At 58.2% G+C, this 15,969-nt stretch carries 11 protein-coding genes; 4 read left to right on the top strand and 7 right to left on the bottom strand.

Features of this window, described 5'->3' with window-relative positions; translation table 11 throughout:
- Window positions 1-111 precede the first annotated feature (111 nt).
- Complete coding sequence (locus tag HF931_RS07310; protein WP_273242778.1) at window positions 112-1,083, top strand: oxidoreductase; 972 nt, start codon at window positions 112-114, stop codon at window positions 1,081-1,083.
- A gap of 20 nt (window positions 1,084-1,103) precedes the next feature.
- Window positions 1,104-1,895 carry a methyltransferase domain-containing protein gene (locus HF931_RS07305; protein WP_273242776.1) on the top strand — a complete coding sequence of 264 codons (792 nt, stop codon included), beginning with the start codon at window positions 1,104-1,106 and terminating at the stop codon, window positions 1,893-1,895.
- A gap of 15 nt (window positions 1,896-1,910) precedes the next feature.
- Here the strand turns inward: HF931_RS07305 and yghU are convergent, their stop codons facing one another.
- Together yghU and HF931_RS07295 are read right to left on the bottom strand one after the other, a co-directional pair.
- A complete protein-coding gene (gene yghU / locus HF931_RS07300) occupies window positions 1,911-2,783 on the bottom strand; it encodes a glutathione-dependent disulfide-bond oxidoreductase (RefSeq protein WP_035547123.1) in 873 nt (290 codons plus the stop codon).
- A 117-nt stretch (window positions 2,784-2,900) separates the two neighbouring features.
- Window positions 2,901-5,351: a sensor histidine kinase gene (locus tag HF931_RS07295; RefSeq protein ID WP_273242774.1), complete on the bottom strand. Its 2,451-nt coding sequence runs from the start codon at window positions 5,349-5,351 to the stop codon at window positions 2,901-2,903.
- 198 nt (window positions 5,352-5,549) lie between these two features.
- Between HF931_RS07295 and HF931_RS07290 the strand changes: the two genes are divergently transcribed.
- A complete protein-coding gene (locus HF931_RS07290; RefSeq protein ID WP_273242772.1) occupies window positions 5,550-6,107 on the top strand; it encodes an EF-hand domain-containing protein in 558 nt (185 codons plus the stop codon).
- Here HF931_RS07290 and aguB read toward each other — a convergent pair.
- From aguB to HF931_RS07275, 3 genes are all read right to left on the bottom strand, one after another.
- Window positions 6,104-6,946 (bottom strand): N-carbamoylputrescine amidase, encoded by an 843-nt coding sequence (gene aguB / locus HF931_RS07285; RefSeq protein ID WP_273242770.1) that lies wholly within the window; start codon window positions 6,944-6,946, stop codon window positions 6,104-6,106. The two genes, HF931_RS07290 and aguB, sit on opposite strands and share 4 nt — an antisense overlap.
- A 16-nt stretch (window positions 6,947-6,962) precedes the next feature.
- Window positions 6,963-7,946: an agmatine deiminase family protein gene (locus HF931_RS07280; RefSeq protein WP_273242769.1), complete on the bottom strand. Its 984-nt coding sequence runs from the start codon at window positions 7,944-7,946 to the stop codon at window positions 6,963-6,965.
- 91 nt (window positions 7,947-8,037) lie between these two features.
- On the bottom strand, window positions 8,038-11,115 hold the full coding sequence (locus tag HF931_RS07275; protein ID WP_035547138.1) for a TonB-dependent receptor: 3,078 nt from the start codon (window positions 11,113-11,115) through the stop codon (window positions 8,038-8,040).
- Window positions 11,116-11,378: 263 nt separating this feature from the next.
- Between HF931_RS07275 and HF931_RS07270 the strand changes: the two genes are divergently transcribed.
- Window positions 11,379-13,100, top strand: coding sequence for an ArnT family glycosyltransferase (locus HF931_RS07270; protein ID WP_273242767.1), 1,722 nt, complete (start codon window positions 11,379-11,381; stop codon window positions 13,098-13,100).
- Here HF931_RS07270 and msrA read toward each other — a convergent pair.
- Both msrA and pbpC read right to left on the bottom strand, forming a co-directional pair.
- Window positions 13,094-13,747: a peptide-methionine (S)-S-oxide reductase MsrA gene (gene msrA / locus HF931_RS07265; protein ID WP_273242765.1), complete on the bottom strand. Its 654-nt coding sequence runs from the start codon at window positions 13,745-13,747 to the stop codon at window positions 13,094-13,096. The two genes, HF931_RS07270 and msrA, sit on opposite strands and share 7 nt — an antisense overlap.
- Before the next feature lie 163 nt (window positions 13,748-13,910).
- Window positions 13,911-15,968: a penicillin-binding protein 1C gene (gene pbpC / locus HF931_RS07260; protein WP_273242763.1), complete on the bottom strand. Its 2,058-nt coding sequence runs from the start codon at window positions 15,966-15,968 to the stop codon at window positions 13,911-13,913.
- Between the last annotated feature and the right edge of the window lies 1 nt (window position 15,969).

Here is a 15,969-nt window from a genome sequence, read left to right as displayed (position 1 = left end):
AGTGCGTCCACGCAATTGGCTGCTTACAGATTCGTAACGACGCGCGGCTGGGCTTGCCGAAGGAAAGGCTTGCTCATCATCAATGAGAAGAGACATTCAAAGGGGAACCACATGGCCGCATCAGACCAGCAACCAATCGGGTCAGGATTTCACGCCAAATCCACCGCACAGGAAGTCGTCGCAGACATAGATCTGACCGGTCGCAATGCAATTGTCACCGGCGGCTATTCCGGTATCGGCCTTGAAACCGTTCGGGCGCTTGCGGGCGCAGGGGCGCGTGTCACAGTTCCGGCCCGGCGCGTGGATGCTGCCGAGGAAGCGCTGGCCAATGTGCCCGGCGAGATCGAGATCGCCGCCATGGACCTCGAAGACATTTCCAGCGTGAAGAAATTCACCTCTGACTATGAAGACACCGGCCGCGCTCTGGACATGTTGATCAACAATGCCGGCATCATGGCCTGCCCCGAAACACGTGTCGGACCAGGATGGGAGCGCCAGCTTGGCGTAAACCATCTGGCCCATATGGCGATGAGCCTGGCTCTTGCTCCGGCCCTTGAGCGTGCAGACGGTGCCCGCCTTTTGGCCCTGTCTTCCACCGCGCACGTTCGGTCAGATGTGATCTGGGACGATCCGAATTATGACAGCCACCCCTATGACAAATGGGAAGCCTACGGTCAGTCCAAGTCGGCCTGCGCCCTGTTTGCGCTCGGCGTGGATCATCGCGGCAAGGACATTGGCGTCCGGGCATTCTCAGTCCACCCAGGGGGAATCTTCACGCCTCTGCAGCGTCACCTGACAGATGAAGAAATGGCCGAACTCGGCTGGAAGAATCCAGACGGCACGATCCCGCCAATGGTGCAGGCCATGTTCAAGACCCCGGAACAGGGCGCATCCACAAGCGTCTGGGCAGCAACTGCCCCCGCCCTCGCCGACAAGGGCGGCGTTTACTGCGAAGATTGTGATATTGCAAAACTCGCCACCGAAGACAGCCAGCGTTGGGAACATGCCCGGCCCTGGATCTGTGATGACGAAAAAGCCGAACGGCTTTGGGAAATCAGTGAGGCCATGCTCAGCAAGGCCTGAGTTCGGAAAGGACTCCTCGCATGAAACACGCATTTCTGATCATGACTGCAGCGGCGCTCCTGGTCACAGCCTGCACACCGGAATATGGCGATACGCCCCCGGTCGCTTTGATGGCTGAGGAGTCCTTCGACTACGACTCGGTTTTCGTTCAAGACAGTCGGCCTGAAAGCGATTTCGAACAGTACGAGTTGCGTCACTCTAGGGAGATTCTCGCATTTACCGGCGTCGAGCCCGGCATGACGGTGTTGGACATGGAGGCTGGCGACGGCATCTATACGGAACTGTTCTCACTCGTCGTGGGCGAAGAAGGTAAGGTCTATCTGCAGAACCCGCCCGAATTCGAAGTATTCCTGGGCGACGCCGTGGAACGCCGGATGGATGGCCGCCTTCGGAATGTCACGCATATCCAGACATCGTTCGATGATTTCGAGCCGATAGGCGATCAGGAAGTCGACCTCGTTACCTGGTTCCTTGGACCACACGAGCTCTGGTACACACCGGAGGGGTCTGAGCCCGGAGCGCTTGGTGATCCGGAAGTCTGCTTTTCAGAGATTTCGAGAGTCCTCGCACAAGGCGGTCACTTCGTCGTGATAGATCATCGCGCACCTGAAGGCGCACCGCCCACGACAGGCGGAGACACGCATCGGCTCGCACAGGATGTTCTGATGGAGATGATGGAAGATGTCGGGCTGAAACTGGTGGAAGAAAGTGACCTGCTCTCCAATCCTGACGATGACGGCACCGTCAACGTGTTCGATCCGTCCATCCGAAGACAGACGGATCGCTACGTTCTCAAATTCGAGAAGCTCTAACGCTCACCGAAAGTGCTAGTTGGAGCTTTCCGGCTCCAGCTTGTCCTGCGTCCGCGTTTCAAAATCGCTGGCATCGTGACGTTCGCGCAGCTGTGAGGCCGGATCACCGAATGTCCGGTTCACCATGCGGCCGCGCTTGACCGGCTCGCGCTGAGCAAGCTGGTCCGTCCAGCGAATGACGTTCTTGTACTCATGTACCTGCAGGAACTCGCCCGCCTCATAGACCAGACCTTTCACCAGCGCACCATACCACGGCCAGATCGCCATATCGGCAATAGAATACTCGTCCCCGGCCATATATTCGCGATCGGCAAGATTGCGGTCCAGCACGTCCAGCTGGCGCTTCACCTCCATGGCGAAGCGATTAATCGGATACTCGAACTTCTCTGGCGCGTAGGCATAAAAATGGCCGAAACCGCCGCCGAGATACGGCGCTGAGCCCATTTGCCAGAACAGCCAGTTCAACGCCTCAGTGCGCTTGTTGTGATCGGTCGGCAGGAAGGCGCCAAATTTCTCGGCGAGATACAACAGGATCGAGCCACTCTCGAACACCCGCGTCTTCGTGGTCGTGTCGAACATGACCGGAATTTTCGAGTTCGGATTCAGATCGACATAGCCGGAGCCGAACTGGTCCCCTTCTCCGATATTGATCAGCCAGGCGTCATACTCTGCACCCTCATGCCCAGCCGCGAGCAGTTCCTCCAGCATGATGGTGACCTTCACACCATTGGGCGTCCCCAGCGAATAGAGCTGGATCGGATGCTTGCCGACTGGCAATTCCTTGTCATGCGTCGGCCCGGCAATCGGACGGTTGATGTTCGCAAATCGCCCGCCGCTGGCCTTGTCCCAGGTCCAGACCTTTGGAGGCGTGTAAGTATTGTCGGCCATGTTTCGCGTCCTTCCTTCAACGTGTCTTGCAAACATGTAGGAAGGGAGCCGGGATTGTCAGCAAACTTCTTTGTGAGAATTCCTAAACGGCATGACGGTCAGCCTGTGTAGCCACAGTCAGGCTGGTACGCTTTCGGTTAGGAGAAGCTCCTGGTTCTGAGCCGATTTGGTCACTTTCACAGGCAACCAGCACGTCACTTCCAGGCCGCCGCCATCAACCGGCTTCATGCCGACTGTACCACCATGCAGGTCAACAAAGTGCTTCACCAGAGCCAGGCCCAGGCCTGCGCCGCGCTGGTCTCCGGATACAAAACTGTCGAAACTGGTCGCGCGTTTATCAGCCTCAAGACCCCGGCCATTGTCGCGAACGGACAAGGTCACCATGTCGCCCACACGCTGTGACGCAACGACGATTTCGCCGCCAGATTCGGTAAAGCGCAGAGAGTTCGAGATCAGATTGAACAGGATCTGCTTGATGCGGCGTTCGTCTGCGCGGATCACGCCAAGGTCGCCCATAATATCAGCGCGTACATTGATCTGCGTATCTTCCGCTTTCGACACGACCATTTCGACGCTCTCGTCAATGACATGGGCCAGGTCGACATCCTTGACGTCGAGATCCATTCGGCCCGCCTCGATCATGGCGAGATCGAGAATATTCTCGATCAATTTGGACAGATGGTCAGACGCTGAAAGGATTGCACTGACATAATCAGACTGGCGTTCTGTCAGGTCTCCATTGCGCTTGGTTTCCAGCAGCTCGGCATACCCGAAGATGACGGTGAGCGGCGAGCGCAATTGATAAGACACGTTGCGCACGAACTCTGTCTTCAACCGGTCCGCGGCTTCGAAGGCCTCGGCGCGATCGCGAAGGGCAGACTCAACGCGGCGTGTCGCCGTCACGTCCGCGAAAGCGATCAGTGTGTTCCCGTCCGGCAGCGGATGGGTCAGATATGTCAGGATCGACCCGTCAGACCGGCGCATCTCGCCCGTCGTGGACTGACGCGCCCGCGCAGAGGGGTCAGTGATATGACGCTTGATGGCATCCCACACATCGAGGTCGTGGAACAGCGGCACACAGTCTTCGATCACGGCGCTGTAGTCCGGGTGATCCTTCAACGTGTCATGATCAAGCGACCAAAGGTGCTCAAATGCCTTGTTGAACAGTTTAAGCCGCCCGTCGCCGCCGAACACAACGACTGCCTCATGCAGATTGTCCAGCGTTGATGCTTGCGTCTTCACGATGGCGTTGAATTTCGTCTTCAGATCAAGCTCGCCAGTAATGTCCTTGAACAGCAACAACAGACCGCCCATCGGGTGGCGTTGACGCGTAACAGACAGTGTCCGGTCATCCGGCAAGGACCAAGTGTCCTCTTTCACGCCATCGATATCGAGATAGTAAGACAGTTCTTCTGCGCGCCACTCGGCATAATTGGTCCGCGCGGGCAGCTTGCGGCGCTCGCGCAGGCGGTCCAGCAACTGGCCGTGGTTCGGACGATCCAGCAGGAAGCTCTCGTCCAGATCCCACATGTCGCGGAAGGCCTTGTTGTAGAAGGTCAACTTTCGGTCTGCACCAAAGATCGCCACGGCATCCGCAACGTGGTTGAGGGTCTCGTCATGCGCGCGAACATGGCGGTTCAGTTCCTCGCGGGCATTCTCCTGCGCAGTAACATCGAATGCCATCGCCCCTGCGCCACCGGAAAGCGGGAAGGTCAGCACACGCATCGCCCGGCGCTCACCGTTGATAATCATATGCCGCGTTTCATCGATATCGGCGCCATCTGAAATCGTCTTGCGCGCTTGGTCTGCCGAGGCCTGATCCAGCATCAGCTGGCGATCCAGAACACGGTCAAGGTTCACGCCATCCACGGCTTCAATATAAGACGGGTTTACCCATTGCAGCTTGCCCATGCCGGACACGCGCCAGGCCGGGAATGGGGCCTTGCCAAGCATATCCAGAAACGCTGTAGGGTCGCGCGCAATAACCTGCCGGGCTTCTTCCAGCTTGCCGCGAGCGGAACTTTCTTCGAGGCCCTTGATCGTTGTGTCAGTCACCCAGACCACGGCGCGCGCGCCTGCTGTTCGACCATCGGCCTCAAGGAAGCGACCGGACGGACCAATGATCGTCAATGAAAACGCCTGTCCTGTGTCGCGCAGTTCGCGCATCCGAATCCGCAGCGTCGTGTCCTGACCGGAACTGTCGCGCGCCTCCAGATCAGCAAGGCCTTCAATGATCCGGACCGCCGGGTCTGGTGAAATGGCATCATCTGTAAAGCTGAGCAGCCCAGCCAATGCCACTGGAGATCCATACAGTTCTGGCGGGGTCATTTCTTCGCTGTCGGGCTCAAGCGCGTCGCCCTGCCAGACCAGAATGACGCCTGGATGCGCACCGAGAATTGAGCGGTGTTCCGCCAGAAGCGTTTCCAGATCCGAAGACCGATCCTTGTATTTACGGGCAGCACCGCGGGCGCCGTCGGAGACACGCAAGGCCCAAAGCAGGGCCGCAAGCCCCAGCGCCGTCGCGCCGGCAGACATGATGAGTGGTACCTGGTCCGCCGTAATTGCCATAGTGTCTTCAATCCAAATCGCACGAATCGGGCACCATACGGCGACCGCAACTGGTTAACGGATTGCTCCCTTTGCGTTAAGGCGGCGTTAACAAGAGGCTAATGCGAGACGGCTTCGGGGACAAGATAACTGAAACGTTATGTTGCAAAAACGCCACACCATCTTACTCTGCATCGTCAAACCTTCATGGAGTTGTCGATGCGCAACCTGATTTTTGCCTTGTCCGCCGCCGCTGTATGCGCCCTCGTCGCTCCGACTGCGGCAGGCGCAGGTGATGATGATCTGGATGAATTGGTGCGCTTGCCCGGACAGGCCTATCCCGGCCCTTCCAAACGGAAAGCCCCGCCGAATGCGCACGCACCCGATCGCTTGGTATCCGGTGGCGGCCTGATCGTGAGCTTTGACACTGACCTTGATGGCGAGGTGACACAAGACGAGCTCGCGGCTGGTATTTCGGCCACCTTCGCAGAAGCGGACACGAATGAAGATGGTTATCTCAGCCCGCTGGAACAGCTCACCTGGGCCGAGAGCCAACCAATTCGAGACGACACGCTCGGCAATCCGGCGCGGTTCGATCCAAATCTCGACCGCCAGGCCAGCTTTGAGGAATTCAAAACGGTCTTGACGCGATTTGCGGCGGATTTCGCCAGCGAGTCCGGCAGCATCAACATCGCTGACTTGAAGGCACCGAAACCTGAAAGGCAGGATAAACCGAGATTTGCCCGGACCGAAACAGATCGGCCCCCACGCAACTAGGTAAGGATGTCGTAGAGATCCGTGCGGCGGTCTCGGAAGAAGCCCCAGGCTGCTCGTTCCCGGTCTATTTCGTCCAGATCAAACTCGGCGACGAGTACGCCCTGCTCTGTCCGCCCGAAATCGATCACGATCTCACCCGTCGGGTCGGCAATGAAACTCGTGCCGTAAAACACCTGCCCCTCCTCATCGCCGACGCGATTGGCTGCGACAACCGGAATCGTGTTCGACACAGCATGACCTTGCATGGCCCGGCGCCAGCGCGCCGCGGTGTCGAGGCTCGCATCCTGCGGCTCAGCGCCAATGGCTGTAGGGTAGAGCAGCGCGTCCGCTCCCATGAGGGACATGGCCCGCGCCGCTTCCGGGAACCATTGATCCCAGCAAATACCGACGCCGAGACGCCCCTTCATCGTGTCCCAGACACGGAAGCCAGTATCGCCCGGGCGGAAATAGTATTTTTCCTGATAGCCCGGCCCATCTGGAATGTGACTCTTGCGATAGACCCCCAGCGGTGTTCCGTCCGCATCGATCATGACAAGTGAATTGTAATAGTGCGGCCCATCCTTCTCATAGATGGAGACCGGTATGACGACGCCGAGTTCCGCTGCGAATTCCGACAGTTGCTCAACAGCGGGGTGTTCTCGCCAAGGGTAGGCACGCGCAAAATGCTCTTCTTCCTGCGTCTTGCAGAAATAGTAGCCGGTAAACAGCTCCGGCGAGAGAACAACATCTGCGCCCTTCTCTGCTGCTTCACGCACAAAGGCGGCCACGCGGTCGATATTGTCCTGCTCATCGTCTGACGGCGTGAACTGAATGCTGGCAAGGGTCAGAGTGCGGGTCATGTCTGTCTCCTGAAAGTCAGGCTGGAATTTCGCGGGTCATGCAGTGGAAGCTGCCTCCGCCATTGAGGATGTGCCGCGCCGGCAAGCCAATCACCTGGCGTCCCTCAAATAAGGCGCTCAGCTCGGCCAATGCCACCAGGCTATAACGATCCTCATACACCGGTACGAGAACGACCCCATTCGTGATCGCGAAATTCATATGGCTTGCCGGAATGGGATTACCATCCTCATCCTTCACAAGACCCGGTGACGGTATGGTCGTTACTTCCAGCCCGGCCCTGCGTAGCGTTGTCTCAATCTCCTGCAAGGTTTCCGCATTCGGATCGTCATCGCCTGAGGGATGCTGGCAGATCGCATGCCCCGGAGAGATGAAACGTGCAACATTGTCGACATGGCCGTCCGTATGATCATTGAGCAGGCCATCGCCCAGCCAGATGTATTCATGGACGCCAAGCGCGTGCGAAATGGCCAATTCGATTTCGGACTGGTCGAGATCAGGATTGCGGTTTGCGTTCAACAGGCACTGCCCGGTCGTCAACAGACGGCCTGTGCCATCAGCATCAATCCCACCACCTTCAAGAACCAGATCATGAGACTCTGTAATAATGTTCTCGAAGTCTGCGATCGCCACAGCTGTTTCGGTATCGCCGGGCATCAGGTATTTCCCGCCCCACCCATTGAACCGGAACGTCTGCGCCTTTCGCGCATCGCCAGAGCCGGTAATGATCGGTCCGGTATCGCGCAGCCAAATATCTCCTGTCGGAATACGGCAGATGTCGGCGCAATCACCCACCGCTGCGCGCGCGGTTTCTTCCGCTTCATCCGAGCCCACTGCAACGCGGATCGGTACGAAGTCAGATGCCGCGCGGATAAAACCGGCGATATCGGCGCGAGGCCCGTCCAGATTGCCGCCCCACTCCTCAACAAGGCGGGGCCAGCCGACCCAAAGAGCAGCATGCGGGGCCCATTCGGGCAGGAGGTGAGGTTTCATATCAGACATTGAGCGCGCCATGCCACAGCTTGTTCCAAAGGAAAAGGGCGGCCCTTCGCAGAGCCGCCCTTCCCGATTTCAAATTACGAAGTTCAGAAAGCTAGAACTCGTAACGCAGGCCGAAGCGGATCTCGTAGCGCGATGCATCGCCCTGGCGAGATTCACAGTCACCCGCCTGGAAGTCATCAACAGCGCATACTGACGGGAAGCCAGGCTCGCGCAGGATGCCCCACTCGTCGTTCAGCAGGTTGGTGAAGTTGTCGACCACGATGAAGCCGGAAGCCTTGTGATCAAGGAAGCCAGGGAATTCCTGCTCCAGCTTGATGTCGACCTTGCCCCACCAGGAACCTTCTTCGCCGTTACGCTCTGCACCAGCAGCGAGGAACGGGCTGCCTTCGAGGTAAGGCGTGAAGCCGGTGATGCTGTTCGGGTCGCCACCGAACACAACGCTGTACGGACGGCCTGACACAGCCTGGCCGAAGGCCGAGAACGTGGTCAGATTGTCACCGAAGAAGGCACGCTCGTAATTGGCGAGCGCCGTGAAGCGGTGCTTCGTGTTGTAGTCAGACGTTGAAGCGCTGACATCCTGCGGGTCACCGAATGCACGGTTGACGTAGTTCGAGAATGCCACGGACGACGTCATCGGGTGAACGTCTTCTGCATCTGTGTAGGCATAGCCCAGGGACCAGTCGAGACCGAAGTCATAAGACTTCGAAACCGAACCGGATACGAGCAGTGACTTGGCATCGCTCTTCGAGTTGGTCAGCACGAAGGCTGGCTCACGAACGCTGCTGTAGGTCGGGTAGACACGGCCGTCGACTGTCGTCGTGCCGGTCTGCTCGAGGTCACCACGGATCCAGACTGCGCTGTCCTGGCTGACCGTGTAGAGGATGTCACCGGACAGGACATACTCACCGCCGAGCGCAGGTGCGTCAGCATAGTACGTACCGCCGAGAGCGAACTTCCACTCGGATGGGATTTCGAAGTTCGGATCAAGATAGTTGATCTCGAAGTTCGAACCTTCGCCAGCAGCAACAGCGTCGATCATGGATTGTGGAACACAATAACCTGGGCCGGTCGGTACGCCATCTTCACACAGACCATAGTCGATGTCGAAGAGCGACGTCACACCGTCTTCGAGACCGAATGCACCACCGTCAGCACCGAACTGAAGCACGTTGTTGCCCGAGTAAGTGTTCGACAGCCAGACGTTCGGGTTACCACCGGAGTAGAGGCCGACACCACCGCGCAGGTCGAGATTGTCAGAGAAGTCCCACTCGAAGCCAAGACGCGGCTGGAGCAGACCTTCACCATCCAGGGTCTGACCGTTGGTGAAGCCGTAGTCAGCCAGGAAGTCCGGGTTGGTTTCCGGAGCGTCGTCAGTTGTGTACCAGTCGTAACGCAGGCCAGCGATTACGATAACGCCGTTGCCGAGGTCGATTTCGTCCTGACCGTACAGCGTGTTGATTTCGTAACCCCAGTCAGCAGCAGCATTGTTCGGGTCACCGGTTGGCGAGTTGTTGTAGTTGACGTTGTCAGCAAGGCCGAGACGGAAGTTTTCGATTGCTGGATCGAACACGCCTGGCAGGGTCGCTCCGCTGTTTGCGTCGAAGTCGATCTCGGTTTCAACGTGCTGAACGAACATGTTGAACACGTCGAGGGCTTCACGCTCATAGCCGAAGCTGAAATTGTGGTTGCCTGCCGAGTAGTAACCTTTCAGCGCGAGGCTGAGGGTTTCGTAGTAGAGCTTGTTCGCCTGACGGGAGTCGTCGCCGCCGAGGTAGACGTCTACATCGTCAGTTTCGATCGTGATCTCACCGAAGTCGGTGCCGCCAACGGAAACCTGACGGTTGTCCAGTTCGGAGTAAGCAACGCGAATCTCGGTGGAGAAATTATCGGTCCAGTCGGAATAGAGGGAACCAGCGTAAGCGGTCAGTTCTGCGCCACGCTCATAGAGGTGGTTGGAGAATTCCAGCTCATCGGAGTCACCGTCAGACTGAGCGATGTTGAAGCCATCGTTCCAGTTATAGGTGAAGGATGCGCGGTGATCATTGCTGATGTTCCAGTCGAGTTTGACAAGGATCTTCTCGTCGGAATTGTCAGCGCTGGTCGGGATGGTGCCCGGATCATAGCCATAGAGTTCCATGGCGATGTTGCGGATTTCGTCGACTTCAGCCTGCGTGATGTCAACTTCGTTGACGGCGCCAGAACCGATCGGTCCGCGGTCAAACAGGTTCACACCTTCCAGCTTCTCGTAAGCAGCGAAGAAGAACAGCTTGTCCTTGATGATCGGGCCACCAACGCCAAAACCGTAGCGGTATTCATCATACTCACCGGTCGTGATGTCGTCGCCTTCGAGCGTGTCTGCGCGCAGGCCATCATTGGTGTAGTCACCGAAGAGGTAGCCGTGGATTTCGTTCGTACCGGACTTCGTAACAGCGTTGATGTTACAAGCGGAGAAGCCGCCATACTGAACATCAAACGGTGCCAGTTCGACAGCAACCTGCTCAACAGCGTCGTAGGAGAACGGGATACGCTCGGTTGGGTAGCCGTTGGAGTTCAGGCCGAAATTGTCGTTCATGCGAACGCCGTCAACGGTCAGTGAGTTGAAGCGGGAGTTCTTACCGCCACACTGAACAGCGTTGATGTCGCCGCGGGATTCGTCAACGTAGATACGCGGGTCGAGGCGCAGGACGTCGGTGATGTTGCGGTTGATCGCTGGCGCTTTCTGAAGCGTTTCCAGACCGAAGGAGGCCGAAGGACCGGTTGCGGTCGGTGCAAGGTCTGCAGCCGATGCAGTCACAACGATCGTGTCCTGGCGAGCTTCTGCGTCAGCAGAAAGCACGAAGTCGACCTGCGTTGCGTCGCCGAGGTTCAGGCCAACGTCTTCCAGGTACTGACCCTGCAGGTCGGTGGAAGTGACAGACACAACATAGTCGTTGGAGATCGGCAGGCTGCGGATCGTGTACTGGCCAACCTGGTTGGTCGTAGCCGTACGTGTAAGTCCTGTGGTCGGGTCAGTAACCGTCACCATCGCGCCGGCGACGGCTTGACCATCATCATTCGTGACCTGTCCACGAATGGAAGAAGTTGTAACCTGCGCCATCGCGACGCCGGCCATGCTGAGCGCAATAGCAGATACGGCTGCCCCGCGCCCGAATGTGGTCCAATTTGTCATGACTATTCCCCTAGTCGGTGATGCGCCAGCAACCGCCCCTTGCGGGTCGCCGGTACTGCGGGTCGGATAACGACACCAGATGACAGATTAGTGACAAGATCTTGAAGGTTCAGCACTAAATTCCATTCCAGCAGGCAATCGATTTGTTGCGATGCAAAAAAGACACGGTTTGAGGGCATCCCTGCGCAGATATCGTGCGATCCGGGATAATGTGTGCTTTACGGCGGCAATATAAGTCTCAGGATGAGAAGGAATCGCGCCCCATGACCGCAGCAGGATTCGATTCGTCACGTCGCTGGCAGGCAACCACCTTTTTTGCATTGGCGGTGCTGCTTGTGGTGCGGGTCACGTTCACAGGTATTTCACCATTAAATCTCTATGCGGACGAAGCCCAGTACTGGCGCTGGGGTGAGACTCTTGAATGGGGCTATTATTCCAAGCCTCCGATGATCGCCTGGGTCATCCATGCGGTCACGTCTGTATTGGGCAATGCAGAATGGGCTGTGCGTCTGCCCGCGGCCTTCCTTCACACGGCTGGCGCAGTCTTCATCTACTTCCTTGCGCGCGACATGTACGGCCACCGCGTGGGCATGTTCGCCAGCCTTGGCTATGCACTCATGCCGGCGGTCATTCTCTCCTCCGTCGTCATCTCGACAGATGGCGTCCTGATGCCCTTCTGGTGCGCTGCTTTGTGGGCACTCTGGAGGCTGCGAAACGAGAATGGTGGCTGGATCAGCGCAGTTGGCCTTGGCGCAGCGGTCGGATTTGGCTTCCTGTCCAAATACGCCATGCTGTATTTCGCGATCGGCACCTTGCTCGTACTGCTGCTTGATCAACAGAGTCGCCGCGCACTGATATCGTTTAAAGGCTTGGCCGCGCTCAGCATTGCAGCGGCCATCTTCGCGCCGCACCTCCTCTGGAATGCGGCAAACGATTTCAAGACCGTCAGCCATACGGTCGACAATGCAAATCTCGGTGGTGACCTTATAAATCCCGAAAATGCGCTCACCTTCCTGGTTGATCAACTCGGCGTATTCGGCCCGATCAGCTTCTTGGCACTATTTTTCGGCATATTCATCATGCGCAGCGAAGATGACGGCATCATGGGTCGGGATCGCTGGTTGCTCTGTTTCATCCTGCCAGTCCTGCTCATCATTCTCGGGCAAGCCGTCCTGTCTCGCGCAAACGCGAATTGGGCAGCAACCGCCTATCCGGCCGCCTGCGTGCTGGTTGCCGCTTGGCTCGCTCGCGCAAGGCCGAACCGGAATCTTTGGTACATCATTGCCGCTGTCAGTTTCCTTGCTTTCCTGCTCGCGCCAGACGTGTCGCTCCTCACGCGCATGCTGATTGGTTCGGTTGTCGCGGTGTCCATTCTTGGCTTCGGACATTTCATGCGCCACTCGCCCTCAGGCCTGCTCTGGACCAGCCTCGCACTACATGGCGTTCTGATGGCGACCTTCATGACGATCGCGCTATTGCCAGCATCGACAACGACCGCGCTCGGCTTTGATAATGCGCTGAAACGCACACGCGGCTGGGACGCCGCAGCGGAGCAGGTATTTGCCCGCGCTGACGAATTCAACGCAAGTTCCGTCCTCGTGGATGAACGCGAAGCATGGCACGGGCTAGACTATTACGCCCGTGACCGGACTACGCCGATGATCTCCTGGCGACGCTATGCGGGGCCGAAGAGCTTTTCCGAAGCCCAGCCGCTGGAAGGCGACCTCGCCGAACGGGTTCTTGTCGCCTCACTTCACTCCGGCATGCGACCCAAGCTGCGCAGTGACTTCCGATCTTTCGAACATGTTGGTGCGGTAACAATACCACTCGGCACGCGCAGCAATGGCTGCCCCATCGTTCGGGAGTTTCAACTCTATATCGGGACGGGATATGCGCGTCAGGAGCGCACGCAGGAATGGGAAGCCAAATTTGACGGACAGACCGAATTCAAGCCGCCCCCCTGCCCGCCTGTTCCGGGTCAGTGATCCGAAGCGCTATTGCCCCAAAGATCCTTAACCCGGCCATCACGGCCACATGACGCGCGATAATAGCGGTACTTGAGTGGGTTCTTCTTGTAATAATTCTGATGATAGCCTTCGGCTGGCCAGAAGGTGCTCGCCTGGAGCACCGGTGTAACGACAGGATCTTTCAGAATTTCGGACTCTTCGATCTCGGCAATTTCGGCTTCCGCAATGGCGCGCTCATCCGCCGTGGCAACAAACACAGCTGTTCGATAGCTGTCGCCCTTGTCGCAGAACTGTCCGTAGGGATCGGTTGGGTCCACATGCCGGAAGAAGAAATCGACGAGCGTTTCATAGCTCACAACGTCCGGATCATAGGTGACTTTCACCGCCTCATAATGTCCGGTGTTTTCCTTTGAAACCTGTTCATAGGTCGGATTGGCAAGCTCACCACCCGTGTACCCGGAAACCGTATCAAACACGCCTTCAACCTTGTCGAAATCTGCCTCGACACACCAGAAGCATCCCCCGGCAAAGATCGCGGTCGACAAGCGTTTCGCGCTTGGCTCTGAAACAGGCTGATTCTCAGCGCCAGCATTGGAAAAGAAGGCAAGCGCCATTGCGGCCAGGCCGGCAGCAACGGTCAATGTGGGGGCGGACGGTAAACGCATATCTGAACCCGGTACTCTAAACTCTCGCGGCAAAACCACACGCCGCTTCCAGTCCCTCATATGGCTGTCCCCCCGTCGCCGTGAAGGCCGCAAAGGCAGTGTTGACAGAAATGTGTTTCAGCCGTGTTGCCGATTGGTGTCAGTCGTGTGCGCAGTTGTGTCATCACGACGGCCCCGTCAAAACGCGGACACGAACCAGGCTGGACCGGCCGCTGCCGTCAACCGCTGTGACCGTATAGAACCCTGCCTGCGATGGCCTCCAGATGGGCGCACCGGCATCGTCGGTCTCGGCCGGACTGCCATCGATGTACCAGCTGAGCTTTCCCTCACCTCGCCCCGCAAGGACGAAAGGCCGGGCCGAACTGGCATCCACACTGCCGGCCCATAATTCCGCATTGGCCGGCGGAAACAGGATTTCAGGCGGCGCCGCAGGCGAAAAATCATGCAACGCACCACGCGTTTCAATTTTGCTCTGAGTGGTCAATCGCGTGCGGGCCTCGCCCTCGTCCCGCAAATGGTGTGCAGTACGATCTGCGATTTCAAACAGAATGGGCAAAGCAGTGGTCCGTCCGGTCTTGCCGGGCCGTGGCGCTCCGTCCGCCCTGCCTACCCACACCACGATGGCATGCTCACCGGACACACCCGCGGCCCAGCTGTCACGGAACCCATAGGACGTACCTGTCTTGAAAGCGACTTGCGGCGCCCCTTCCGTCAAGCGCCCCGGCATACGCCCTTCAGGCATGGGACCATTTTGCAGGATACGGATGATGTCTGAAGCACTCTCCGCGCTGACCAGCCTACGCCCCGTTCGCTCAAAACTTGCCGTTTCCCCGTCGGCGCGCCAGACCAGCGGCTTGGCCACACCTTCGTCCCCAAGCGCCGAATAGAGCACGGCAAGCTCCCGCGCCGTCAGGCCAGCACCACCAAGCGCCAAGGCAAGCCCGGCTTCATGACTGGCACTGCCACTGATCCGGGGGCGCGCACCTGCCAGCGCGAGTTGCGCCGCAAAGCGCTCTGGCCCCACTCGGTCCAGCATCAGAACCGCAGGCACATTCAGGGAATGTTGAAGCGCGTCCGACACGCGAACGTCGCCGCGAAACAAGCGATCAAAATTCTCTGGCTGATAGGACGCAAACCGCTTTGGCAAATCGGCAATTCGCGTATCCGGCGCCGCCTGCCCATCATCAAACGCCATGGCGTAGACAAAAGGCTTCAGTGTCGATCCCGGAGATCGCGCCTGCGCTGTCAGGTCCAACCACCCCCCTGCCCTGTCACGTGACGCAGACCCAACCAGAGCCCGCACGCCCCGCGTGGGGATATGCACCACGATGGCGGAGACCTGTACATCCGTCCCTTCCGCTTCAGCCTTGCGCAGGGCGATCGCCTCAAGTTCAGACTGAAGCCCGGCATCCAGTGTGGACTGCACATCTTCGCGCGGGCCACTCGAAAGCGCCTTCTCCGTGCCGTGCCAAGCACGCATCGGAAAGTCCCTCCGGCGTGTGGGCACAGAGGACAGCATCACCTCCTCCACGTCCGCATCACTGAAAACGCCGTACCGATTTAGCTTGGTCGCAACCCAGTAGCGCGCTTTTCTGGCCTGCTCTGGGCGGCGGTCAGGTCGGCGTACTTCAGGGGATTGCGGCAATGCAATCAGTAATGCAATTTCATCATCAGACAGACGATCTGCTTCATGGCCGAAATAGCTCCAGCTAGCCGCGCGAACCCCTTCCAGATTTCCTCCATAGGGGGTCAGCGTCAGGTAGAGTTCAAGAATTTCATCCTTGGATAATCGGCGCTCGATCTGCCAGGCACGGGCAATCTCGATTATTTTGGAGCCTACATTGCGATCCCGCGGCTCCAGCATGCGAGCGGTCTGCATGGTGATCGTGGAGCCACCGGACACTACACGGCCCGCCCTCGCTGAATCGACCACAGCGCGCATGAGCCCGGCCCAGTCGGTTCCGCGATGACTGTAGAAGCGCTTGTCCTCAACACGGATCAGCGCCTCTATGAATTCAGGATCAATCTTGTCCAGGTCGCCGCGAAACCGCCAACGGCCATCATCAGTCGGGAAAGCCCGCAGCGGCTTTCCCTCGCGATCCGTGACAAGCGCCGAAATCTCTCCGGCGCGTTCCAATGGTGGCGGCAGAACATGGTCCGCAAGCACGACCGCCGCAAACAATGCGGCGATCGCGATGACGATCCGCCGTGGCGTCAGCATG

Source organism: Hyphomonas atlantica corrig., assembly GCF_017795365.1.
Taxonomy (GTDB): domain Bacteria; phylum Pseudomonadota; class Alphaproteobacteria; order Caulobacterales; family Hyphomonadaceae; genus Hyphomonas; species Hyphomonas atlantica.
Note: the sequence above shows the minus strand (reverse complement) of the source record. Positions and strands in the feature narration are given on the sequence as shown.